The sequence below is a fragment of the Citrobacter sp. KH_055_1 genome (assembly GCF_057838705.1).
Genome location: NZ_CM174473.1, coordinates 3,717,567 through 3,743,146 on the forward strand (window position 1 = coordinate 3,717,567; position 25,580 = coordinate 3,743,146).

Below are 25,580 nucleotides of genomic sequence, written 5' to 3' on the forward strand. Positions count from 1 at the left end.
CTCTGCCCTCTCTATCAAAAGTTGGACGTCGCTATGACGTCCAGCTGTTCGACACCACTTCCGCCTGCTTAAGGATCAGCTCTACTGCACCCGCTGTTTTATCCGGCGGATACTTATATCTACGCAGCGTCTGGCGCACCAGAATACGCAGCCGTGCGCGCACGCTTTCACGTACCTGCCAGTCGACGGTGGTGGATTTCCGCAGCTGTCGCGTGACCTCGATAGCCAGCTTTCTGAGCGTCTCGTCACCCAGTTCACGCACCGCGCTTTCATTTTCCGCCAGCGCATCGTAGAAGGCGATTTCATCCGGGTTTAAGCCCAGCGCATCATCGCGCGCCATCGCTTCCTGGAACGCTTTCGCCATCTGGATCAGCTCTTCAATCACCTGCGCGGTTTCAATCGCCCGGTTATTGTATTTCAGCAGCACGGCTTTCAGGCGGTCGGAATATTTCTTCTGCTGTACCACGTTATAACCAGAACGGGCATGAATACCGTCATTCAGCAGTTTTTCCAGTAATTCTACAGCCAGATTGCGCTGCGGCATTTCCCGCACTTCTTCCAGGAATTCATCTGACAGCAGCCCGATATTGGGTTTATCTAACCCCGCCAGGGCAAACACATCCTCAACGCCGGTTGCGACAACGGCGTTATCGAGAATCTTGCTCAGTAGAGAGTTCTTTTCTGACTGGCTAAACTTCTCTTTGGGATCCAGCTTGATAAGTCCTACTCTGACGGCAGAAAGAAACGCGAATTCTTCTTGCAGGGGTTTGGCTTCGTCCAGGGTGTTACAGAGTGACCAGGCTTTACTCATCGCCAGTGAGACGTCGAGGTAGCGTTTTTTACCGTCATCCAGCCCAAGGATGTAGTTCACCGCTTCTCGCAGGAAAGCCAACGGATCGCGGGAGAACCCTGAGTAATCAAACCCTGGCTTGCCCGCTGAAGGTGCGAACATCCCGTGAATGACGTCGATTTTTTCCAGCAGAATGGCAAAGGCTTCCCGCGCATCTACGGTGGTCTGCCCTTTTCCTTTCGAATCGGTGTACGTTTTCAGAGCCTGCTTCAGTTCGTTGGCGATACCAATGTAATCCACCACCAGCCCGCCGGGCTTATCGCGGAATACGCGGTTAACGCGCGCGATGGCCTGCATCAGGTTATGCCCGCGCATCGGCTTGTCGATATACATGGTGTGGCAGCACGGTGCATCAAATCCGGTCAGCCACATATCACGAACAATCACCAGCTTCAGCGGATCGTTCAAATCCTTAAAACGGGCTTCAAGACGCTTTTTGGTCTGCTTGTTGTAGATGTGCGGCTGAAGATGGTCTTTGTCTGATGCTGAGCCGGTCATAATGACTTTGATCGCGCCTTGTTCGACATCCGCGCTGTGCCATTCCGGACGGATCTCTGTGATGGCGTTATAAAGCTTCACGCAGATATCACGGCTCATGGCGACAATCATCGCCTTGCCGTTCATGGCTGCATTGCGCGTTTCAAAATGTTGAACCAGATCGGCAGCAACCTGCTTGATACGCGGCTCTGAACCTACCAGCTTTTCCAGACGACTCCAGTCACCTTTGGTTTTCTCCTGCTGGCCCGTCTCTTCATCTTCCACCAGCTCATCCACCTGGTCGGAGAGCGTTTCCAGCTCCTCATGATTCAGGTCGAGTTTTGCCAGTCGGGATTCGTAGTAAATCGGCACCGTGGCGCCGTCATCCACCGCATCCTGAATATCGTAGATAGAGACGTAATCGCCGAACACGGCACGGGTATCTTTATCTTCCGACGCAATAGGCGTGCCGGTGAAGCCCATAAACGACGCATTCGGCAGCGCGTCGCGCATGTGTTTGGCGTAACCGTATTTGTAGACCCCGGTTTCGCGGTCCAGCGTGGCACTCAGGCCATACTGGCTGCGGTGCGCTTCATCGGAAATCACCACGATGTTGCTGCGCTGATTGAGAGCCGGATGGCTCTGCTCACTGTCCAGCGGCGCAAATTTCTGCACGGTGGTAAAGATAATACCGCCGGATTCACGGGCATTAAGCAGCTCGCGCAGCTCGTCGCGGTCGTTGGCCTGTAAAGGCGTTTGCTTCAGTAAATCCTGCGCCTGGCAGAAGGTCGCATAGAGCTGCCCGTCCAGATCGTTACGATCCGTCACCACCACGATGGTCGGGTTGTTCATCTCCGCCTGTTGCAGCAGCTTTCCGGCGTAGCAGCACATGGAGATACTTTTGCCAGAACCCTGGGTATGCCACACCACGCCCGCTTTTTTACTGCCGGGGGTAATGTTACTGCGTAGCGGCAGATGTTTGCCGGTAGACGCCACAATCGTGGCCGCAACCGCCTCACGCACCGCGTGGAATTGATGATAGGCGGCAATCTTCTTGATCAGTCGTTTGCCGTCAGACTCAAACAGCACAAAATAACGAATGTAATCGAGCAGAAGCGCACGGTTAAAGAAGCCCTTCACGACGGTTTGCAACTGCCAGTCAAACTGTGGTTTATCGTCTTCGTTAGCCACGGTTTTCCACGGCAGGAAGCGTTCTTCATCGGCGGTCAGCGAGCCAATACGCGCGTTCTGCCCGTCGCTCACCACCAGCGCTTCGTTGCAGATAAACAGGTCGCTGAGTTCGTTTTTATAGGTCTGCAGCTGGTTAAACGCAGCCCAGATATCGGCATTGGCATCAATCGGGCTTTTTAGCTCAATCACCGCCACCGGCAGGCCGTTGATATAGCCAATGATATCCGGACGACGAACCTGTTTTATCCCCTGAATAGCCACCTGGTTCACGACCATAAAGCGATTATTGCCGGGATGGTTAAAATCCATCAGCAACGCTTTGTCGTGAACCGTCTTGTCTTCACGTTTGTACTCAACGGGCACACCGTCGAGCAACAAGTGATGGAATGCTTTATTGCTGACGACCAGATCCGGGCTTTCGGGGCGGGTAATACGCAGTATCACCTCTTCCAGCACGGAAACAGGGAGATGGGGGTTGATGGTTTGCAGCTGCTCCAGCATCACCGGGCGCAGAAACACATCATGGAATGAGGCACGCAGCGGATTGTCGCCATCCGGCGCGATATCGGGCCCATGCAGCACTTCCCAGTCCTGTTCAGCAAACCATTTCAGGCATTGCTGTTCTAAATCGTCTTCGCTCAGCATTACTCTTCCTCTCCCTCGGTGATCATACCGGTCTGTTTCAGCTCAATCGCCAGCTCCAGCAAACTCGGGCGGATCGCCTTTTCCAGACGGTTCATGCTATCCATCATCCAGTCGATAATGGCAGGCCAGGCCTCTTTATTGCCGCCATCAAACGCCTTTGAACAGACGATCTGGCAGCTTTTTCGCTCTGGCAGTAAACGCCAGTCGAGCGACTCGCCAAACAGCGATTCAATGTGCGTTTTACGTTCCTGAAGGCGTTCAAATAACCAGGTGTTTTCCAGCGCATCCCCACGCGAAATATTGAGCTGCACGCGAGCATCTTTCTGGGAAAAGATCAGTTCAAAGGGCACGCCGCTGACCCCCGATCCGGCGGCCAGCCAGTGATCGGTTGAGGGAGCGCGGTTATTAAACAGTGAGCAGGGGCTGGTGCGGAATTTTTCCAGCGCCATCGTCCAAAAATCGCGGCGCAGATAATGGCGCTGCTGCAGTTCGCTACTGCTGGAGGTGGACTGCTCTTCCGCCTCTTTTTGCGCCATGCCGATCATGTACGACTCCGCTTCCGGGGTAGGGATAACCTGGCGGATATCGACAAACACGTCTTCACCGAAACGGTAGGGGGTTACTTTGAAGCACTGCGCCCGGATACCAAACTGCATCAGCCACAGCGCGGTATTGGTGACCTCTTTACGAAAATTGGCCGCGACCATGATGACCCGCTGGGTGCCTTTACGGTTGAGCACCCCTTCTTTCAGGCTTTCCCAGCCCATAAATTCGGCGATGACGTCTGCGGCCTGGCGGTTCTCGTTGGGCTCATATTGGTCAAGATAGAGCTGGAAGATTTCAACCACGCTTTCCTGACGGAGATTGGCGCAGTAACCGGCATATTTCAGCGCCTGCCAGACGACGTCGCGCCCGGAATCATCGAGCTTGTTTTCGATGATGACCAGATTGCCTTTTTTATCGATTGCCAGCAGGTCGAGGCGCTCTTTGGTGTCGTCAAAGCCGGCGAACTCTTTCTGGATAATCAGCAGTTCGTCTTCTTTGTCGTCTTTTTTGGTCAGCGTCTGAGGATTTTTCGCCAGCCACTCCTGCAGGTGATCGCGTTCACGGAAACCGAGGCTGCTAAAAGACACCTCCTGCAGCGAGTGCAGGCTGTTGGTCGGCGTATCGACTTTATACATTTTCCGCCTCGCTTATCACCAGCTCGGCTTCCGGCAGGGTGATTTCGCCGGAAAGGAGTTTGGGGAGAAGGGTGTCGCGGAGTGTAGTCAACGTTGCTGTTGATAAATTATTTTTCTGAATCATATTCCTGATAGCCGAAATATGATTATTGAATTTATTCAAAATGGATTGAATCGGTTTCAATACTTCTAGTCGATAGACATTATCTCGATTTAATCCAGGCACTGCCGCGTCAGTATTCATACTTGAAAGATTTAACGTTTCCATTAGATAATATAGATAACTTAGTGGAACCCCATCCTTGTTAGAAACGTAATAAACGGTATCAATTGGATGGAACTTCTCATCCTCCCAATACAGAGTACCGATAGAACCTTTTCTTCCAACTATAATACTTGGACCTTCAACGAGATAACTGATATGTGAGCCAGTGATGCCACCTGAACCATAGACTGGATAAGGTCCTTCTATACGTTCTGTCTTTTTAAGCGCTTTTCCGTAATGAAGTGTTGCGATATTAGACAATCGCTGTGAACTCCATCCCTCTGGAATCTCCCCCAACTCACTCTCCCGCATCGCAGACGGGAACAGCTCTGCCGTGGTTTTTAATTCGGCATAATATTCAGGGTGTTCACGCTCAAAAACTACCAGTGTATCAGCATCTTTCCCGGAAATTGCGGTCATTGCAGCAAGCGTCGCATCTTCCTGCGAACCGCCCGCTTCCAGTACTGCCATTTTGGCTTTTACCGGTTCAAAATCAACAAACCAGCTTTTGAACAGGGCTTGTGCCATTTGTTCGAGAGTCTGGTTGATTTTTTTGTTGCTTATTATTTTAGCATCCAAAGAGGATAAAACATTGCCAATTTTTTTCTGTTGTTCAAGTTTTGGAGCATGAAACTCAATTTTTTCGAACAATGACTTTTTTAATATTGGAGTTCTTGTCGCTGTCGCACCGAGATTGAATATCTCCATTCTTTTCTCACTAAGTGTATAGTATAAAAAATCTACATCAATCAAGTCACCATTTGGAATAATTGTATTAATTTGTTGGTTCGTAACGGCTGTATTTCTGACAATTGCGGCCTTTCCCATTTGCCATCCAATGCAAGAAACAACTATCCCACATTCAAATTTCTGTTTTGCAAGTTTAGCTTCCCCCTCATCAGATAAGGTTCTTTGGGTTAGTTCAATGTATTTGTTATCTCCCATATCTGTTGGGGTTACAAAGAGTACTTCGCCACCAAAGTACTTATCTAAGGTTCCTGGGGGCGTTTTCCCTGTAATAACTTTCTTTGACACGTCAGCGATAGTATATTTTTTCCACTCAAAACTCATAACCCAGCCCCCCCAGATTCGCCTTAATCTGCTTCTCCAGCTCAGCACTCTCTTCCAGCTGATCTTTAAGCTGTGCAGTCAGCCGTGCCATCTTCTCGGCAAAGGGCTCATCATCTTCTTCCTGCTCGGCCGCACCCACGTAGCGCCCTGGGGTCAGCACAAAGTCGTTTTTCTGAATATCTTCCAGCGTTGCCGAGAAGCAGAACCCGGCTTCATCTTCGTACTCTTTATCTGCCTGCCATTTGTGGAAGGTGTCGGCAATTTTGGCAATATCTTCACGGCTGAAATCACGCAGTACGCGGTCTTTCATATAGCCAATCTGGCGCGCGTCGATAAACAGCACTTCGCCTTTACGGTGTGCTTTGCCGTTACCACCGGATTTGTCTTTGGTCAGGAACCAAATACAGGCCGGGATTTGAGTGTTGGTAAACAACTGGCCTGGCAGCGCGACCATGCACTCCACCAGATCGGCTTCAATCAAATTGCGGCGGATCTCGCCTTCGTTGTTGGTATTGGAACTCATCGAACCGTTGGCCAGCAGCAGCGCCATCGAGCCTTTCGGGGCCAGGTGATGGATCATGTGCTGCATCCACGCAAAGTTGGCATTGCCCTGCGGCGGCGTGCCGTATTTCCAGCGCACGTCGTTTTCCAGCTTCGCGCTCCACCACTCCTTCATGTTGAACGGCGGGTTAGCCATCACGAAGTCTGCACGCAGGTCCGGATGCTGATCGTCCAGCAGAGTATCGGCGTTTTTACTGCCGAAGTTAAAGTCGATGCCACGGATTGCCATGTTCATCGCCGCCAGTTTCCAGGTAGTCGGGTTGGACTCCTGACCGTAAACGGAAATCTTCTGCTTTTGCTCGGCAGCGTTGTAGTGTTTCTCGCCTGCGTGCTCTTCAATAAAGCGATCGCTGGAGACGAAGAACCCACCGGATCCCATCGCCGGGTCATACACGCGGCCGTTATACGGCTGCAGCATTTCGACGATCAGGGTCACGATGCTTTTTGGCGTGTAGTACTGACCGCCTTGTTTACCTTCTGCCAGCGCGAACTGGCCGAGGAAGTACTCGTAAACGTGACCGAGAATATCTTTGCTTTTTAAGTTGAGCTTCTCGCCGTTATATTCCGGGTTGCTGAAGTTGGCGTCAGAGAAGGTGTTAATCAGCCCGGTTAACACCTCGTTGCCCAGCTGATACTGGCTGATGCGGTTCAGAATACCTTTCAGTTTCGGGTTGGTTTTTTCGATTTCATCCAGCGCGTTATCCACCAGCCAGGACACGGAGCGCAGTGTTACATCCTTTCCGGTGGTTTCATCCACCCACAGTACGGTGCCGGTTGGCAGCATGGCTTTGTTTTTCAGCGTGTCCCAGCGCGCGGCTTTTGGCACCCAGAAGATGTTCTTTTCGGTGTAGTAATCTTCCACTTCCAGTTCATCAATAATCGCCTGCGCATACTCTTCATCAGAGTCGTAACCGTCGCGCGACATGGCGTAGATGTTGTCCGGGTTGCCGACATCCCGGAACAAGGTAATCAGCTCCTGCTGGCGTGCCTCAAAGGCATCGGACACATACTTCAGGAAGATAAGCCCCAGCACCACATGCTTGTAGTTGGCGGCATCCATATTGGCGCGCAGCTTGTCGGCGGCCTTCCAGAATTTGTTATCCAGCTCGTTCAGGAACTGTTGTTCGGCGTTGTTCATGAAAATCCTCGAGGTCGATCGCAGCGAAAGTGCACAAATGCCTTATCGCATATTCATTTTTGGAATGCAGTTCGCAAAATGATACCCGGAACGACAATGATTACAAACGACACAACGTAAAGAAATTTGCATTTGAGCAGTAAATAATAGGAAACTAGCCTGCCATTCCTTTTTATGCACTTTGATATCACCGTTCATCCCCTGAACGGCTGGGGTGTTTTGCAGGTCACGGCGCGGCGATGGCTATCACAACATATAAACATTGATTAAAAGTAATCAAAATGTTGTCGATGGTAATTTGAATGCTGATTAATATATTCAACGGGTAAAAATATGTCCTGGCTAAATTCCTTCTTAGTGACGCTTACATCTGTGGATCCCCATAATGTGCCCTTCACTGTAATCAGTATCGTGAGCCTGGCCGTTGCCTGCTTTATTTTCTTTTATTTGTTTCGGGCCATTAAAATTGTTAACAGCCTGAAAAAATATACCCAATCAATTAATAGTATTGAGAGCAGCGCCCCAGAGGCTCAGTTAGAGCATTTACAGAATCTGTTTAAGAGCCCTGAACTCAAGCACGCGTGGAATGAGTTTGAAGAGTCGTTACACCCACAACGCGAGCTGGAAGGCGGGGAAGAAAAAATCGTCCGTATTCGCGCCACTGCGCCAAGCTCGAGCTTCTTCTCTGAGCAACAGTTAGTTGATATTCCGCTAAATACTGAATTCTTCAAACACTTGCCCGGTATTCTGACCGGTGTGGGGATTATCGGCACGTTTTACGGCCTGATGATTGGCTTGAATCACTTCGACCCAGGCACCCCAGAGCAGGTCACCAGCAGCGTCAATAATTTACTGCGCGATGTGTTATATGCATTCCTCGGTTCAGCCGTAGCTATTTTCGCCTCCATTTTGGTCACCTGGCTGGAAAAACTGTCCATAGCCAAATGCTATAAGTATCTGGAAAAGTTTACCGCCTCCATCGACAAGCTCTATATCAGCGGCGTTGGCGAGGAATACCTGGCCTCACTGGTGAAGTCCAGTAACGAAAGCGCCACTCAGGCTCGCCATCTCAAAGAGAGCCTCGTCACCGATCTTCGCGATATGCTGCTGCATCTCGCTGAAAGCCAGAAAGTTGAGAATGAACGCCTCGCGAATACATTGAGCAACACCTATCGCGAATCAGGCGCACAGTTTGCTGACCAGGTGAGCGGCGCAATCGAGAACAGCCTCAAGTCACCACTGGATAAAATTGCTGGGGCGGTTCAGACCGCCAGCGGCGATCAAAGCGGCATGGTACAGAACATGCTGCAGGATGTTCTGACCGCATTTATGGCGAAGCTTGATACCACCTTCGGCCAGCAATTTACGAATCTCAACGAAATGATGGGGCAAACCGTAGGTGCTATCCAGACGATGCAAAGCGGGTTCGCCACTCTGCTACAGGATATGCGTCAGGTCAGCGATGACTCCCGACAGGGCAGCGCACAACTGATTGAACAACTGCTCTCTGAAATGAAATCAGGCCAACAGGCCATGCAGGCTGGCATGAATGACATGCTCAGTAGCCTTCAGGCATCCGTCGCAAAAATTGGTGCTGAAGGAGAAGGCGCCGGTGAACGTATGGCACGCCAGCTTGAGAAAATGTTTGCCGACAGCGAAGCGCGAGAAAAAGCTCAGGCAGAACATATGTCCGCCTTTATTGAAGCCATTCAGAATTCAGTACAGCAAGGCCAAAGTGCCACAATGGAAAAAATGGCGGCCTCTGTCGAAGCACTCGGGGATCAGTTGGGCAGTCTGTTTGGTCAGATTGATAAGGGTCAGCAACAGATATCAGCGAACCAGCAGGCTAACCAGCAGTCCCTGCACGAACAGACGCAGCAGGTGATGAGTGAGGTAGACGGTCAGATCAAACAGCTGATTGAAACGGTAGCCAGTCAGCATCAGGGCACGACTGAAACACTGAACAAACTCGCAGAACAGACCAACCGACAGATTCAGGATATGCAAAACGGCGCGGAAAAAATGCGTGTTGCCGCCGAGCGTTTTGAGCATGCAGGCGATAAGGTATCGGAAGCGAATCACCTCACGGCTGACGTACTGAATAAAGCCCAATCGGCGGGATCATCGCTCTCCCTTGCCACCAGCGAACTCACGTCTGTGGTGGCGGATTACCGTAATAATCGGGAAGCCGTTAGCAAATCCATTGCCATGCTGGAAGTGCTCGCAGCAAATACCCAGTCTGAACAAACCACCCGCAGCCAGTTCATCAACGATCTTAAGCAGCATGGGGAGCGCTTGCAAAGCTATAACCGTGAAGCGCAGACCTTTATGGAGAATGTCAGTGACGTGCTCGGAAAAGGGTTTGAAGACTTCTCAGAAGGTGTTTCTCGCAGCCTGGATAAGACCCTGGGCAAACTGGACGTCGAAATGGCGAAAGCCTCTAATCTGCTTGCAGGCTCTGTAGAACAGATCGGAGAAAGCGTCAGTGAGCTTGACGATATTCTGTCACGCGTTCGTGCCTGAGGGGTGACGGCTGATGTTTGGTAATGCATTTGGCGTTAGAAAACGCCGCGGTGATGAAGCAGAGAAACCCTTTTGGATTTCCTACGCGGATCTGATGACCGCCATGATGGTGCTATTTTTAGTCGTCATGGTGGCTTCACTGAGTTCCGTGACGCAGCGTATCCAACGTGCAGAGCAAGGGGAAAAAGTCAGAGGGCAGGATATCTCCCGATTGTGTGAGCGCCTGGAGCTGCATGCCCGCAGTGTAAATAAAACCATCGTGGTGGATTGCCACGATAACCGTATCAGTTTTGGTGAGGCTGGGCGTTTCGATCACAACCAATTTTTCCTGAATGCAGAAGGGCAAAAAGCATTGCAGGATGTCGTTCCGCTGGTGCTGGAGGCCTCTGACAGTGAAGAGGGTAAAAAGTGGTTTAAGCAAATCGTCATTGAAGGTTTTACCGACACCGATGGCTCCTACCTTTACAATTTACATCTCTCCCTGCAGCGCTCTGAGTGGGTGATGTGTAGTTTGCTCGATAGCCGTAGCCCGTTGCAAAGCAGCATCTCTGCGGAGCAGCAGATCCAAATTCGTAAGCTTTTCCTGGCAGGGGGAGTCTCGTTTAACAACGCGAAAGAGAGTAAAGAGGCCAGCCGCCGCGTCGAGTTACGTATGCAGTTCTTTGGGCTTAAGGATAAACGTGATGGGGCCGAAGAGGTAGATTTCCCTCCGGTCGTTAATAAAGAAGTTTGCCAGTTGGTAATGCCGCAATGACGCCCGCGCTCAATTCTTTATCACAACGTATTGCAGCGAAGCTCTCTTCCAGCCAGCAAGAGGACCATTATCTGCGCAATGATTTCCACGCGCTGGCTTCTGCTAGCCGTGAGATGGAAAAGCGATTTGATAAAGCAGAGAAAATTCCCATGCCTCCACATGAAATGCGGTTGGCAGCCCTGCGTCGTTTTCGTCTTGCGGAAGAACTGACTGAACGTGAATGGCGGATGGTGTTTTATGGCCTCGCCGATACCGATCCGCTCTACCCTGACCGGCCAGTATTACTGGAGGATGATACATTCTTCCCCCATGTCGACAGTGCTATCAAAAAACAGATTGAATCCAAGACACTAAAACGCAAGGACTGGGCAGCACTTTGTTCAAGTTATTTTGCCTACAAACACGAATCGCCAGAAATAAACCCGCACTGGTGTGTACTGCGTGGTCATATCGCCAGGGGGTATCCCGTGGTAAAAGCCGCTATCCGCAGAGAAAAGTCGTGGATGAAAACCATTGAGTTTTATCACGACATTTTTACGTCTCAGGCTGGCGGTGTGATATCCCAGCAGCTCCTTTCTGGTGAGAGTAACTCTTTATCATCATTAGAAAAAATAGCGCAAATCCCCGATAGCAGCTGGTTGTGGAAGCGTATTTTCACGGTGTTGCTGGCGCAGCTTGATACTCTGGACGATCCTCAATATCTGGACAAAATCAGTTGGCTATTAGGCTTGGCGGCGCAGTGGGTACGTTTTCGTGATGACATTATGACGGCGACACTGACCCGTTACTATCATTCTACCTATCGCGACCAGGCGCATTCCGCCCTGAAACAGGCCGCACTGGAATACTGGGATAACCCGCAGTTGAAAAGCCAACAGAACAAGTGGCATCAGTATGTTTCTGAACCTGTCGCGGCAATGGTGCGTGGCTGGTTAGCAAAACAGGACCTGATGCACTTCTTTGAACTGCTTCGCGGCAATGGCGATGTCGATCAGGCACGACTGCACTATTGGCTGCGTTTTGCGAATCAGATGGGGTTCACCCGCATCGTGATGGGACCAGACGCTTGGCACGATCGCGATAGCGATTTTGTGAAATTCCGCGAGGAGAATCGTGGGAGGCTAAGTCATCTGCGCGGTGGGCGTAGTTTCGACAACGCCATGATCATGCAGATTAACGATTACATTTTCGTTGAGTTTTCCGGAACGGGGAACGCGATGTATGCCTATCGAGTGGGCCAGGCTCCATTTAACCCAGAGTCACACTCATTGGATATCAATATCCAATTAAAAGACAAATACCGTAATGTTCTTCGTCTTCCACATACTCCACGAGCAGAAGGGTACAACAAGACCCAGATCACCGGCTGGATGCTGAAATACGACGATGAACTGCGTCAGTTGGGTATCCGCTGGATGGCTGAAGAGCCCGTCAAATTTGTTGATAAAAAAGCGCCCTCACCCGCCCCGGTATCTGACATCAAAATCATCAATCCATTGCGGGATACAGCAATACAGCGCCTGGTTGAAAACACCGCATGCATCGTCAGCGATAACCGACAAAAAGGTGGCGTGCTGTCTATACAGCTCAAAGCACCGGATGACACAACGGAAAGAGAGTTACTCCGACTCGGCTTCGCTCCCGTAACTAAAGAACCGCATCGCTACTGGATCAAATAATGCTGAAACGTCTGTTAAGTAAGCTGACGGGTGACCGTCAGCAGATAGAACACCACCTGAAGAATCAGTACCAGGCTGAAGAAAACGGGCTTAGTTTTCCGCACTCGTTGGTTGATGACCCGGGGCTTTGGGCGCTGGCATCCTGGCTTGAGCAACTGGCGGAAGAAGACTATCTGATATCACTCACAGACCGATGGTTGCTGAGCTGGGAGTCGCTGTATCGCCTACTGGAAGATGAAGAACATGCCAGCAGTCTGCCTTTGATTGGCGTGCCTGAGGTTTTGCCCCTACGTGCAAGTTTGAGTTCTCGAGGAGCGCTAAGCGATAATGATTTCCGCGTCTGGATTACTGAATGGGTTACGTGTCCCACGCGTAAATCGATCCGTCTTAGCCGTACCGGCGCAATTTTTACTTATGAAAATCAGCAGTATCTGTTATCACGAGAAAACTGGGCGCTCTTGCAGGCAACCGAGCAACTCAGTGCGCAGCAATTACAGTCTCCCGGCGAAACCACTAACCAGCTGGGATGGGCCACAATTCGCAAATGCGCGAAACAGGCCGCTGCAAAATTTGATGATTATTTAGAAAAAACGCACGTCATCAAACCCACTTCATTGTCGTTACGCCTGCGTAAGGCAACGATTGCTGATACTGCCGTTATCGAGATTGAGCCACACTTCGAAGACCAACCCGCTAACTGGCTGGGCAGTTTTGACAAGAACTCACAGGTCCACGATAGCTATCGCATTCCCGGGGAGAACGGCGAACTCAGCCATGTCATCATCCCACCCGAAGTAAAAGAAGTCCTGAATTCAATACACTCAATTCCTGGCCGCCGGGTTGCCGGAAGTGAAGCACTTTCCTTTGTTCGCAATCCCTATACTTTCCTGGGTGAAGATGCCGCCAGTGTTATTGCCCCCGAGGAACATGAGCAGGCACTGTTTGATGCCCATATTTTCTTCCATCATTTCAGACTTCAGCCCCGTGTAAATGATGAGAACAAGATAGAGGATATTACGTTGGTTCTGGAGCCCGTCTCGCCAGTACCACAACCGGAAGTCACCTTCCTTTTTTCCACCCCTTGGGAGCTGGATAAATTTGTACAGGCAGTGGGGATCAGCGTTGCCGCGCATATGCCAGCAGGTTCCTGGCAGGGATACGAGCTGGAATTGAGTCAATTCACTGAACAGCAATGGCATGATTGCCAGTCGCTGCTGTTGCGTTGGCAACAGGAAGCCGAAGGTAACGAATTTAACGATGTCCTGGATCTTGGTAAATATGGCGATCGCGTCATTGGCATCGGTGAGTTCGAAAAAATATCCTCTCCCTGGCTGACCAAGGCGCAAAGCGAAAACTGGCTCCCTGATGGCATCGACTTCTCCGAATTTTCGGTAGAAACACTGGATGGCTGGCAACCTGATAACCTAGAGCATTTCGATGAACTGCAGGAGAGAATTACCCAGGCAGAAGCAACTGGCGAAACGCATATCATCTCTCCCTGGAACGACTCTGAACTGCCACTGGATGCGGCGAAAACCTTCAGTAAGAACTGGGAAAAACAGCAAAATTCAGCACATGAATCAGAGAGCAATGTTGCTGAAAAAGCAGCCCGGGCAGTGCTCAAAATTGAACAGAATATTGAAGAAGCGGTTTACATTAAACAGCGCCGAAATTCACTCCTCAATGCACGCCATGCTGAACCTGAAATTCCACTGAGCCTGAAAGAGCACATCCGACTCAAAGACCACCAGCGTGAAGGTGTGGCCTGGCTTCAGCAGCTTTTCCTTCGTTCACCTCAGGAAACTGCAGGTTGCCTGCTCGCGGATGATATGGGGCTGGGGAAAACGCTACAGATCCTGAGCTTCCTGGTGTGGTTCATTGAAAAATTCCCTGACGAGCCACCAAGTCTCATCGTTGCCCCCGTCTCTCTTTTGGATAACTGGGAGCGTGAACTCGACAATTTCTTCTACACCTCCGGGATTTCGGTGATGAAATTGTATGGCGACACTATCAAAGCGGTGAAATACCCGAAACAAGCTATTCCTGCTCATCTACAGTCTCAGGGGATCAAAAATTTGCTCAAACCCGGCTGGCAGGGTGAGGCGAAAATCATTCTGACAACCTACGAAACGCTTCGCGATCAGGAGTTCTCCCTGGCACGCCAGTCATGGTCCATCATGGTCTGCGACGAGGCACAAAAAATAAAGAACCCGGCGGCATTAATCACTCATGCAGCCAATGCGATACAAGCAAGATTCAAAGTGGCATGTACCGGCACGCCTGTCGAAAACACGCTTGTAGACCTGTGGAGCCTCTTTGATTTCGCTCAGCCGGGCCTCTTAGGCGCACTCAATGAATTTGGCAAACACTATGTTCGCCCGATAGAGAACGAAGCGGGTCGGGACACAGGGCAGCTTGAAAGTTTACGAACGTTGATTGAACCACAGACATTACGCCGGACTAAAGAAGAGGTTGCGCGTGATTTACCGCAAAAAATCGAAGTCGTCAGCTGTAAACAACTGCCGCTTTCTGGCCCTCAAAAGCAACTGTATCTTTCTTCGATAGCCAACTGGCAGCAACAGCAGGCACTTAGTGAAGGAATGCAGCAAGCAGGCGCGGGGATGCTGGGGTTATTACATCGTCTTAAACTGATTTGTGCGCACCCGGCAGTCGTTAACCCTGAGCCTCGATATCGGGAAGGGTCGCCAAAGCTAAACTGGATGTTGAAAACGCTGGATGAAATTAAGCACACCAGCAAAGACAAAGTAATCATCTTTACTGAACTGCGCGATCTCCAGCGCGAGATACAGCATGCTATTCAACAGCGATTCGGTTTCCGTCCGGTGATCATCAACGGCGACACCAGTACTAAAAGTCATAGCCAGAATAGCCGCCAGCGATTGATTGATGATTTCCAGTCCCAACCCGGCTTTGGCGTGATTATTCTCTCTACCGTCGCAGTTGGATTTGGGGTTAACGTGCAGAAAGCGAACCACGTTATTCATTTCACCCGCTGCTGGAATCCGGCAAAAGAAGATCAGGCAACTGACCGCGCTTACCGTATCGGCCAGACAAAGGATGTGTATGTGTATTATCCGACGGTAATGGACTCTGAAATCACGACGTTTGAAGAAACGCTGGACGAACTCCTTCAGCGGAGACGGACATTGGCCAGAGATATGTTGTGCTCTACACCGGATCTAAGCAGCGCTGATTTTGAGAACATTTTAAAAGGGACATAACTGATCAAGGACCGAACACAGAATGCCCCCACTTATGCCCCCAACTGCGACTTGATTTCGGTTGAGTCCAGTTGATAACAGGAGATAAGATACGGGCCGTAAACCGCAGTATACGGGCTTTTAGTTGATTTCAATAGACTTGAGAAGAGTTTGAAATGGTGCCGATAATAGGAGTCGAACCTACGACCTTCGCATTACGAATGCGCTGCTCTACCAACTGAGCTATATCGGCACTGATAAAGACATGCCCACGATTGTGAACACGGGGTAGAAGGTTAAAACTAACCGGGCGACGCGTCAATGGCCTTGCGAATCAAACGCCTATTTTTGCATCACCCGGTTTCAATTACGCACGAATCGTGTCGTCACCGAAGCCGATCCACTTGTACGTGGTCAGTGCTTCCAGCCCCATCGGTCCGCGTGCGTGTAATTTCTGCGTACTGACTGCCACTTCCGCACCCAGTCCAAACTGGCCGCCGTCGGTAAAACGGGTGGAGGCGTTAACGTACACCGCAGACGAATCCACCTCGTTAACGAAGCGGTTGGCGTTGTGCATATCGCGCGTCAGGATCGCATCGGAATGCTGGGTGCCATGTTCGCGAATATGGCCGATGGCCTCATCCAGGTCGCTGACAATTTTTACGTTCAGATCCAGCGACAGAAACTCATCGTCGTACTCTTGTGCTTTTACCGCCACCACGTTGGCCGGACCGGCCTGCAATTGAGTCAGCGCGGCCTCATCAGCATGCAGCGTGACGCCGCTTTGCGCCATCTGCTGGCTCAGCACGGGCAGGAAGCGTCCGGCGATATTCTGGTGCACCAGCAGCGTCTCGACGGTATTACAGGTGCTCGGGCGTTGGGTTTTGGCGTTAACGATAATCCGGAGTGCGGCGATGATATCTGCGCTTTCATCCACATAGATATGACAAACACCAATACCGCCAGTGATCACCGGAATAGTCGACTGTTCGCGACACAGTTTGTGCAGGCCAGCGCCGCCGCGCGGGATCAGCATATCGATGTACTTATCCATGCGCAGCATTTCGCTGACCAGTGCGCGGTCCGGATTATCAATCGACTGCACGGCGGCCGCCGGTAAACCACAGGCCTCCAGCGCCTGCTGAATCACTGCCACAGTTGCCGCATTTGTCCGGTACGTCTCTTTGCCCCCGCGCAGGATCGCCGCATTGCCGGTTTTCAGGCACAGGGAGGCGACATCAACGGTGACGTTAGGACGCGCTTCATAAATCACGCCAATCACGCCCAGCGGGACGCGACGACGCTCCAGACGCAGGCCGCTATCCAGCAGACCGCCGTCAATCACCTGCCCGACCGGGTCGGCGAGGTTGCACACCTGACGTACGTCGTCGGCGATGGCTTTCAAACGTGCCGGGGTCAGCGCCAGACGGTCAAGCATTGCTTCACTCAGACCGTTTTCCCGCGCCTGCTCAACGTCTTGTGCGTTAGCGCTGAGGATGCTTTCGGTTTGTGCTTCCAGTTCATCGGCAATCTTTTCCAGCACACGGTTTTTTTCGCGGCTGGAGAGTAGCGCCAGCTTATACGACGCTGCTTTGGCAGCAATGCCCATTTGTTCCAGCATATGCCTGCTCCTTAACGGGTGATCATGTCATCGCGATGGACGGCAACCGGGCCATATTCATAGCCGAGGATCGCGTCAATCTGTTGAGAGTGGTGTCCGGCAATACGGCGCAGCGCGTCGCTGTTATAGCGAGTGACGCCGTGGGCAATATCGCGCCCTTCAAGATTGCAGATACGAATCACTTCACCACGAGAGAAGTTGCCTGTCACGCTTTTAATGCCTTTGGGCAATAACGAACTGCCGCGTTCCAGAATGGCTGAGGTTGCGCCTTCATCGACGGTGATTTCCCCGGCGGGCGGTGCGCCGAAGATCCAGCGTTTGCGGTTCTCCAGCGGAGAAGCCTGAGCATGAAAACGCGTCCCCACGGACACGCCTTCCATTACATCACCAATCACGCCAGGCTTGCTGCCTGCGGCAATAATGGTGTCGATACCGGCGCGGCAGGCCACGTCTGCCGCCTGCAGTTTGGTGCCCATACCGCCGGTGCCGAGGCCAGAGACGCTGTCTCCGGCGATAGACCGCAGCGCGTCATCAATCCCGTAGACATCTTTAATCAGCTCAGCCTGCGGATTGGTACGCGGGTCAGCGGTGAACAGGCCCTGCTGATCGGTGAGCAGCAGCAGCTTATCGGCCCCGGCCAGAATCGCCGCCAGCGCCGACAGGTTGTCGTTATCACCGACTTTGATTTCGGCGGTTGCCACCGCGTCGTTCTCATTGATGACAGGAACGATGTTGTTATCCAGCAGCGCACGTAACGTGTCGCGAGCGTTAAGGAAACGTTCTCTGTCTTCCATATCCGCACGCGTCAGCAGCATCTGCCCGACATGAATGCCATAAATGGAGAACAGCTGTTCCCAGAGTTGAATCAGTCGGCTCTGCCCTACCGCCGCCAGCAGCTGTTTAGAGGCGATAGTTGCCGGGAGTTCAGGGTAACCAAGATGCTCACGCCCGGCGGCAATCGCGCCCGAGGTAACAATAACAATGCGATGCCCTGCGGCATGGAGCTGCGCGCACTGGCGGACCAGTTCTACGATGTGGGCACGGTTCAGGCGGCGCGATCCGCCCGTTAGCACACTGGTGCCTAGTTTTACCACCAGCGTCTGGCTGTCACTCATGATTCTCTGCCATTCAAGATTGGGGAAATGATATCAAACGAACGTTTTAGCAGGACTGGCCCCGGTTGCCAACAGCCAGCGCACAAAGCATGAAATTTTATTGCGCAGGATCAGCAAGCGTAGCGGCAAGTTTTGACGTTTTTATGACAGAAACAAATAAACATTCTTTTTTAAAAATATTCTTACTTTGTCATAAAACGTTCATTGCCAGACGTTAAAAACCCTCCTGTCTTTGAACGGGGAACACACCCAGTAAATATTCGCGCGTACTTTAAATCAGGAATGAAAATGAAAAAGAGCACTCTGGCATTAGTGGTGATGGGTATTATGGCATCGGCATCCGTACAGGCAGCGGAAGTGTATAATAAGAACGGAAATAAACTGGATGTGTACGGCAAAGTTAAAGCCATGCACTACATGACCGATAATGACAGCAAAGACGGCGACCAAAGCTATATCCGTTTTGGTTTTAAAGGTGAAACTCAAATTAACGATCAGCTGACCGGTTATGGTCGTTGGGAAGCAGAGTTCGCAGGCAATAAAGCTGAAAGCGATTCTAACCAGCAAAAAACACGTCTGGCCTTCGCGGGTCTGAAATTGAAAAACCTCGGTTCCTTCGACTACGGTCGTAACCTGGGTGCGCTGTACGACGTTGAAGCGTGGACCGATATGTTCCCGGAGTTCGGCGGGGACTCTTCCGCGCAGACCGATAACTTCATGACCAAACGCGCCAGCGGTCTGGCGACGTACCGTAACACCGACTTCTTCGGCGTCGTTGATGGCCTGGATCTCACCTTGCAATACCAGGGTAAAAACGAAGACCGCGATGTGAAAAAACAGAATGGCGACGGTTTTGGTACGTCGGTGACCTATGACTTTGGCGGCAGCGATTTCGCCATCAGCGGCGCCTATACCAATTCCGATCGTACCAATCAGCAGAATCTGCAAAACCGTGGCGCGGGCGATAAAGCCGAAGCCTGGGCAACCGGTTTAAAATACGATGCCAACGATATTTATATTGCCACGATGTACTCTGAAACGCGCAAAATGACGCCTATATCCGGTGGCTTCGCCAATAAAACACAGAACGTCGAAGCAGTGGTTCAGTACCAGTTTGATTTTGGTCTGCGTCCGTCCCTGGGATATGTGCTGTCGAAAGGCAAAGATATTGAAGGTATCGGTAATGAAGATCTGGTGAATTATATCGACGTTGGCGCGACCTATTATTTCAACAAGAATATGTCAGCATTTGTTGATTATAAAATCAACCAGCTGGATAGCGATAATAAGCTGGCCATCAACAATGATGATATCGTCGCAGTGGGGATGACCTACCAGTTCTGATCTAACATAAAAAATGCCGGATGGGGTTGCGCCGCCATCCGGCATTTTGCTGTTCACTATGCCGTTAATTTAACCGGCTGATCTTTAAAGTCGTCCGCAGGTTCCAGCGCCAGATTCAGCGACGTTAGCAACCCACGCAATTTTTCATGGAACTCACGTAAGGTGTACTCCAGTCGATCTACCACTTCAGTCTCTTTGATGGGCACGGCGGTCCAGTTGCCGTCTTGATCAAACAAACCAAACTGGTAGCTGTACGTGAAGCGTTTTTCCTGTGCTTCTAACTCCATCCACCAGCCCCAGAATTCACGCTTCTCCGGCGCGGGTTTCACGTTGACGCAAACAGCCAGACAATCGAAAAAAAATCGATTATCTTCGCACTGCCCTTCCCGGATGTAGGGGCCAAGCGCGGTGAATTTCTTGATCAATCTGCTTTTCGGGTGTCCACTCGGTAACGTCATTGCGATCTCCTTAGGTGAAGCAACTGTTTTACCAAATCAATAAAATTTAGCAATCTATTAACACAATCTCTGATTGATCCATCCGGTTATTTCTTGCAGCGCTTTATCAAAATTGCGATACACCGGGTTGAACGGGATCTCCATTAGCTTACCGTCAGAGGATGACGATGTGATTAAGCGGGACTCCTCTTCCGGACTAAACGGATCGTTTTTCCAGAAGCCCGACAGCATCGGCGTTGGACAACGTCGGCCCAGCAGGCCTTGTACCTTTAATGAATAGCGATTGAGCTCGACACGCAGCGCGTCATCGGAGGCGTCGTGCATACCCAGACGGCTGGCCAGTACATCAAGATACATTTCCGGGACGCTTGCCTGCCGCTGCGGGTCGCTGAGCAGCGCATGCACTACCGGCCCCAGACACGCCACCGCTTTCAGGCGCGAAGATTCGAGATACGCCAACCGTACCGCCACGTTGGCGCCAAAGCGAAAACCAAATGCCGCGACGCGGGTGTGATCGACCCAGGGAATGTTGGGCAGTGCTTTTAATACGTGCTGATGCAGCAGGCTGGAATCCTGGGTCAGTTTCCATTTCGACGAAAACCCGACCGAAGGCATGTCCAGCGTCAGCATGGCAATACCACGCGGGGCAAAATAGCGTTCATACAGGGTGTAGTAATCCGTTTGCATGGAATCCAGCCCCCCGCACATCAGCACCGTCGGGAACGGGCCGTCACCTTTTGGCATATGCAAAAAACCGGTGATCGGCGCACCGCCGGGAACCGTGAATTCCAGTTCGCGCAGCTTACCGGGCAAGCGCTGAGCCGCCTCTTCATACGCGCGATTCGCCAGGGCCTGCGCCTGTTCAGCCAGCTCGTCGCCTTTCAGATGCGGATACGCCGCAATGTTGTACAGCGTAGAGGCGTGCAGCCAGTGGCGTCCGCTAACTTGTGGGTCCTGTTCTGCCATGGCCTTCTGTTGCCAGTCCATCGCCTGCTTCGCCCACTCGTAGATCCAGTTCCCGCCACGATAGCCAATAACCGTGTCATAGAGCTCTTTATCTGTACGCTCTGCTTCGCTCATGACGATACGCGCCTGCACCTCAAGGATTTCGCGCGGATCGACGCCGCGCCAGATCCACATCAGGCGATTCACCATGCGGTACCAGTGCGGGATGGTTGTGCCATCCAGGGCAGATTGCACAGACGGCTGCGCGCCGTGATTAAATCGACGAACCAGCGTTGACGTTTCAGGGTGTTTGAAGCGGGGTTTAAACAGGACTTCGCTGAGGTTAGCCTGTGACATAATTACGGCCTCCATGAGTACTCACTAAGGCATAGTGTAACCTGACACGGCACAAAAAGAACAACGCCCGGCATAGCCAGGCGTTGAAAACGATTTAGATTAGCGGCCTGAAATCGGCGGGACGAACACGACGCCCATATCCCACGGCTGCTCGATCCAGGTATCCTGAGGGATATCAACAACATAATCATTCACCAGCGGACGGCCTGCCGGTTTAGCGAAGATGGTGACGAAATGCGCTTTAGGGTACATTTCGCGAATCGCAACCGCGGTACCACCGGTGTCAACCAGGTCATCGATTACGATGAAACCTTCACCGTCACCTTCGGCACGTTTCAGAACGGTCAGTTCGCGCTGATTGTCGTGATCGTAGCTGGAGATGCATACGGTATCGACATGACGAATACCCAATTCACGCGCCAGCAGCGCGCCTGGCACCAGACCACCACGGCTAACGGCAATGATGCCTTTCCATTGTTCAGAAGGCATCAAGCGGCTTGCCAGTTTACGTGCATGGATCTGCAACATGTCCCAGGTGACGACGTATTTTTCGCTCATGTGAAGTTGTCCCAGCCTGTTTATCTACGGCTTAAAAAGTGTTCGAGGGGGAAATAGGTTGCGCGAGATTATAGAGATCTGACGCGCTAAAAACCAGTGTTAAGCGGAATCCAGGCCTCTTTTTGCATGCTTTTTGCTAGCCGTGAGCAGAGAAAGTGGTATTCTCAATTGCATCGCGCAAGCCTGACTTGTGGTGTTTTTAATTCTGCTAACCCCGTGGCCTGTAAGTCAATTTTGCAGGGCATCGCCAAGGAGACTCAACGTGTCTGAACTGTCTCAATTATCCCCGCAACCGCTGTGGGATATTTTTGCCAAAATCTGTTCTATTCCTCATCCGTCCTACCATGAAGAGCAACTCGCTGAACATATTCTGAGTTGGGCCCAAGAGAAAGGTTTCCACGTCGAGCGCGATCAGGTGGGTAATATCCTGATTCGCAAACCCGCTACCGCAGGAATGGAAAACCGCAAGCCGGTTGTTCTGCAGGCGCACCTGGATATGGTGCCGCAAAAAAACAACGATACCGTTCACGACTTCACCAAAGATCCGATCCAGCCTTATATTGACGGCGAATGGGTGAAAGCCCGTGGCACCACGCTGGGTGCGGATAACGGTATCGGTATGGCCTCTGCGCTGGCCGTTCTGGCGGATGACAGCGTGGTTCACGGCCCGCTGGAAGTTCTGCTGACCATGACCGAAGAAGCGGGCATGGACGGTGCGTTTGGTCTGCAGGCTAACTGGCTGCAGGCAGATATTCTGATCAACACCGACTCCGAAGAAGAAGGTGAGATCTACATGGGTTGCGCGGGGGGGATCGACTTCACCGCCAATCTGCCGCTGTCTCGTGAAGCCATTCCTGCAGGTTTCCAGACCTTTAAGCTGACGCTGAAAGGCCTGAAAGGCGGTCACTCCGGCGGCGAAATCCATGTTGGCCTCGGTAATGCCAACAAGCTGCTGGTACGCTTCCTGGCTGGCCACGCTGAAGAACTGGATCTGCGTCTGGTTGATTTCAACGGTGGTACGCTGCGTAACGCGATCCCACGTGAAGCCTTTGCTACCCTTGCTGTTGCCGCAGATAAAGTCGATGCGTTAAAAGCGCTGGTCAGCACTTACCAGGAAATCCTGAAAAACGAGCTGGCAGCAAAAGAGAAAAATCTGGCACTGCTGCTGGATACCGTCACTAACGACAAAGCCGCACTGACCGCTCAGTCCCGCGATACCTTTGTTCGTCTGCTGAACGCGACACCAAACGGCGTGATCCGCAATTCAGACGTGGCAAAAGGCGTGGTGGAAACCTCCCTGAACGTCGGTGTTGTCACCATGACTGACGACAACGTGCAGATTCACTGCCTGGTTCGCTCGCTGATCGACAGCGGTAAAGACTATGTGGTGAGCATGCTGGATTCTCTGGGCAAGCTGGCAGGCGCTAAAACCGAAGCCAAAGGCGCGTATCCGGGCTGGCAGCCGGACGCGAACTCGCCGGTCATGCACCTGGTGCGCGAAACCTATCAGCGTCTGTTCAACAAGACGCCAAACATCCAGATTATCCACGCGGGTCTGGAATGCGGTCTGTTTAAGAAGCCGTATCCGGAAATGGACATGGTTTCCATCGGGCCAACCATCACAGGTCCGCACTCCCCGGATGAGCAGGTTCATATCGAAAGCGTTGGCCATTACTGGACGCTACTGACTGAACTGCTGAAGTCTATTCCGGCGAAGTAAGTCCCTGCAATAAATGCCGGATGGCGCTGCTGCTTATCCGGCCTACGATCGCGTAGGTAAGCCGGATAAGGTATTTATGCCGCTATCCGGCAATACATCCAACTCAAAGCCCCAGTACCAACTGCCTCTCCAGCTGTGGATCCAGCAGCGTGACGTGTAATCCCACCAGCCTGACCCCACGTCCTCCCCGACGCTCATCCCAGGTTTTGCGCGCCGTGGTAATCAAATCGTCTTTACTTAAGCGCGGCCAAACGTGCTCCTGAGTGGTCTGCTGAAAGTCATTAAACTTTAATTTAATGCCCTGGCGAGCAATACATAAATCCGGTTTTACCTTTGCCAGACGCCGCTCCAGCTCCGGATAAAGCCGCTCGATAATCGCCTCACATTCTGACCACTCATGAATATCCTCTGCCAGCGTGCGTTCAACACCGACGGATTTGCGCATTCTGTCGTTATTCACATCCCGCTCGTCAATACCCTGGCTGCGCTCCCACAGCACGCGACCAAATTTACCAAAACGCTTAAGCAATATCGCCAGGTCGCACTGTTGTATATCTTCACAGGTACGTAATCCCATGGATTCCAGCTTGGCGGCGGAAACTTTGCCGACGCCGGGGATTTTCCCCAGCGGGAGCGTTCTGATAAATTCCGGCACATCATCCGGTGTGATCACATATTGCCCGTTGGGCTTATTGAGATCGGAGGCGATCTTGGCCAGAAACTTGACCGGTGCAATCCCCGCGGAGGCGGTGAGCTGTAGCTCGTCAAAAATCGTCTGGCGAATTTGCTGGGCAATCAGTGTGGCCGATCCGTGACAGTGCGTGCTGTCGGTGACGTCCAGATAGGCTTCATCCAGCGAAAGGGGTTCGATAAGCGAGGTGTAGCGTGCGAAGATCGCCTGAATCTGGCGAGACGCTTCTTTATACGCCTCATAACGACCGGGTAATAAGGTGAGATGCGGGCACAGTTTTAGCGCCATCCCCGTGGGCATCGCGCTGCGTACGCCAAATTTCCGCGCCGGGTAATTGGCGGTGCTGATCACCCCCCGGCGTTCACGGCTGCCACCGATAGCGATCGGGATATCACGCAGCGCGGGGTTATCACGCATTTCCACCGCCGCGAAAAAGCAGTCCATATCGACATGTATAATTTTACGCATCGCCCCTCCCATAACACTGTTTAAGTATACAGTATCTTTATGTAATGAGAAGTCTGAACACGTATTACGGTACTGCGGGTCCATTCATGACGAAACGGGCATCACACAGATAACGCACAACCTCTTTTGACGCATGCTCTGCAGGGTTACCCGCCGTACTGACAAACAGCTTATTCACTTTTCGCACATTCGCCTTAAGCAGATTTTCAATGGTCATCCGGCGAAAGGCATCATTTTCAACGCAGAAAAGTTCATAGTCTCCCAAACGCTCGCCGCAAATTTCACAATGGTTCATCCAGTAGCGTAGTCCGGTGGTTTTACTCTTATCCAGGTAGTAATTGCTGGCCTTGATGTTCTTCATTATCTCTTCTGGCAGCGCATTAATATGGAACAGAAACGTATTCCGCCTGACGGACAGCCAGCCTTCACCATCCTGTATTTTTTTAATATAACGGGTAAACATAACCCCATGGATTCGGGTGATTTGATGGCAGTTCCAGCAGTGCATCTTTGAGGTAATGACCAGATAGTAGGGCGCTATGATGTTGTAACTATCCATAGTGTAGGCATAGTCCAAAAGCCCCTCCTTTAGCCCATCAGGCTCGGTGTACCAGATCCCTGATACATTATCGAAATGCGCGCCCTGACAGGCCACATCTGTAACATTATCTGATTGAATATTCAGTGGAATAATTTGAGTTACAGCTATCACATTACCTTCCTTAGCAATAATATGCCCCCACGTTG

At 51.6% G+C, this 25,580-nt stretch carries 17 protein-coding genes and 1 tRNA gene; 6 read left to right on the top strand and 12 right to left on the bottom strand.

Annotated features, from left to right (window positions below; all coding sequences use genetic code 11):
- Positions 1-31 precede the first annotated feature (31 nt).
- Genes AC3ITF_RS17535 through AC3ITF_RS17550 form a run of 4 tightly spaced genes read right to left on the bottom strand, consistent with a single transcriptional unit; the run spans position 32 to position 7,379 of the window.
- Positions 32-3,163, bottom strand: coding sequence for a type I restriction endonuclease subunit R (locus AC3ITF_RS17535; protein ID WP_489175889.1), 3,132 nt, complete (start codon positions 3,161-3,163; stop codon positions 32-34).
- The gene (locus AC3ITF_RS17540; RefSeq protein WP_489175890.1) at positions 3,163-4,344 is read right to left on the bottom strand and encodes a DUF4268 domain-containing protein; all 1,182 of its coding nucleotides are present in this window, start codon (positions 4,342-4,344) and stop codon (positions 3,163-3,165) included. The genes AC3ITF_RS17535 and AC3ITF_RS17540 overlap by 1 nt, the downstream gene beginning before the upstream one ends.
- Positions 4,337-5,680: a restriction endonuclease subunit S gene (locus AC3ITF_RS17545; RefSeq protein WP_146717484.1), complete on the bottom strand. Its 1,344-nt coding sequence runs from the start codon at positions 5,678-5,680 to the stop codon at positions 4,337-4,339. The genes AC3ITF_RS17540 and AC3ITF_RS17545 overlap by 8 nt, the downstream gene beginning before the upstream one ends.
- Positions 5,670-7,379 (bottom strand): class I SAM-dependent DNA methyltransferase, encoded by a 1,710-nt coding sequence (locus tag AC3ITF_RS17550; RefSeq protein WP_146717485.1) that lies wholly within the window; start codon positions 7,377-7,379, stop codon positions 5,670-5,672. The genes AC3ITF_RS17545 and AC3ITF_RS17550 overlap by 11 nt, the downstream gene beginning before the upstream one ends.
- Positions 7,380-7,712: 333 nt before the next feature.
- Between AC3ITF_RS17550 and zorA1 the strand changes: the two genes are divergently transcribed.
- From zorA1 to zorD, 4 genes are read left to right on the top strand one after another with little or no spacing between them, the layout of a single operon-like run.
- Positions 7,713-9,902: a type I Zorya anti-phage system protein ZorA1 gene (gene zorA1 / locus AC3ITF_RS17555; protein ID WP_146717486.1), complete on the top strand. Its 2,190-nt coding sequence runs from the start codon at positions 7,713-7,715 to the stop codon at positions 9,900-9,902.
- A gap of 13 nt (positions 9,903-9,915) precedes the next feature.
- Positions 9,916-10,656 carry a type I Zorya anti-phage system protein ZorB1 gene (gene zorB1, locus AC3ITF_RS17560; protein ID WP_146717487.1) on the top strand — a complete coding sequence of 247 codons (741 nt, stop codon included), beginning with the start codon at positions 9,916-9,918 and terminating at the stop codon, positions 10,654-10,656.
- Positions 10,653-12,335, top strand: coding sequence for a type I Zorya anti-phage system protein ZorC (gene zorC, locus AC3ITF_RS17565; protein WP_489176454.1), 1,683 nt, complete (start codon positions 10,653-10,655; stop codon positions 12,333-12,335). Before zorB1 ends, zorC begins: the two co-directional genes overlap by 4 nt.
- Positions 12,335-15,577, top strand: coding sequence for a type I Zorya anti-phage system protein ZorD (gene zorD / locus AC3ITF_RS17570; RefSeq protein ID WP_146717488.1), 3,243 nt, complete (start codon positions 12,335-12,337; stop codon positions 15,575-15,577). Before zorC ends, zorD begins: the two co-directional genes overlap by 1 nt.
- 156 nt (positions 15,578-15,733) lie before the next feature.
- Here the strand turns inward: zorD and AC3ITF_RS17575 are convergent.
- The 3 genes from AC3ITF_RS17575 to proB all read right to left on the bottom strand — a co-directional run bounded on the left by AC3ITF_RS17575 (position 15,734) and on the right by proB (position 18,292).
- Positions 15,734-15,809: transfer RNA gene (locus AC3ITF_RS17575), tRNA-Thr, on the bottom strand.
- A gap of 114 nt (positions 15,810-15,923) precedes the next feature.
- Positions 15,924-17,177, bottom strand: a complete 1,254-nt coding sequence (gene proA, locus AC3ITF_RS17580; RefSeq protein ID WP_096758187.1) for a glutamate-5-semialdehyde dehydrogenase — start codon at positions 17,175-17,177, stop codon at positions 15,924-15,926.
- Between the two features lie 11 nt (positions 17,178-17,188).
- Entirely contained in the window at positions 17,189-18,292 is a 1,104-nt protein-coding gene (gene proB / locus AC3ITF_RS17585; protein WP_096758188.1) for a glutamate 5-kinase, read from the bottom strand.
- 288 nt (positions 18,293-18,580) lie between these two features.
- Between proB and phoE the strand changes: the two genes are divergently transcribed.
- Positions 18,581-19,636: a phosphoporin PhoE gene (gene phoE, locus AC3ITF_RS17590; protein WP_117342053.1), complete on the top strand. Its 1,056-nt coding sequence runs from the start codon at positions 18,581-18,583 to the stop codon at positions 19,634-19,636.
- Positions 19,637-19,692: 56 nt separating this feature from the next.
- Here the strand turns inward: phoE and crl are convergent, their stop codons facing one another.
- The 3 genes from crl to gpt form a co-directional block, all read right to left on the bottom strand.
- Positions 19,693-20,094, bottom strand: coding sequence for a sigma factor-binding protein Crl (crl, locus tag AC3ITF_RS17595; protein WP_096758190.1), 402 nt, complete (start codon positions 20,092-20,094; stop codon positions 19,693-19,695).
- Positions 20,095-20,151: 57 nt separating this feature from the next.
- On the bottom strand, positions 20,152-21,396 hold the full coding sequence (gene frsA, locus AC3ITF_RS17600) for an esterase FrsA (protein WP_489175891.1): 1,245 nt from the start codon (positions 21,394-21,396) through the stop codon (positions 20,152-20,154).
- Between the two features lie 99 nt (positions 21,397-21,495).
- Entirely contained in the window at positions 21,496-21,954 is a 459-nt protein-coding gene (gpt, locus tag AC3ITF_RS17605; RefSeq protein ID WP_115259349.1) for a xanthine phosphoribosyltransferase, read from the bottom strand.
- Between the two features lie 262 nt (positions 21,955-22,216).
- Here gpt and pepD point away from each other — a divergent pair, with 262 nt between their 5' ends.
- Positions 22,217-23,674: a cytosol nonspecific dipeptidase gene (gene pepD / locus AC3ITF_RS17610; protein ID WP_115259350.1), complete on the top strand. Its 1,458-nt coding sequence runs from the start codon at positions 22,217-22,219 to the stop codon at positions 23,672-23,674.
- 103 nt (positions 23,675-23,777) lie between these two features.
- Here pepD and dinB read toward each other — a convergent pair whose 3' ends face one another.
- Positions 23,778-24,833, bottom strand: a complete 1,056-nt coding sequence (dinB, locus tag AC3ITF_RS17615; RefSeq protein WP_146717490.1) for a DNA polymerase IV — start codon at positions 24,831-24,833, stop codon at positions 23,778-23,780.
- 64 nt (positions 24,834-24,897) lie between these two features.
- The gene (locus tag AC3ITF_RS17620) at positions 24,898-25,545 is read right to left on the bottom strand and encodes a DNA primase (RefSeq protein WP_117342049.1); all 648 of its coding nucleotides are present in this window, start codon (positions 25,543-25,545) and stop codon (positions 24,898-24,900) included.
- Positions 25,546-25,580: the final 35 nt, after the last annotated feature.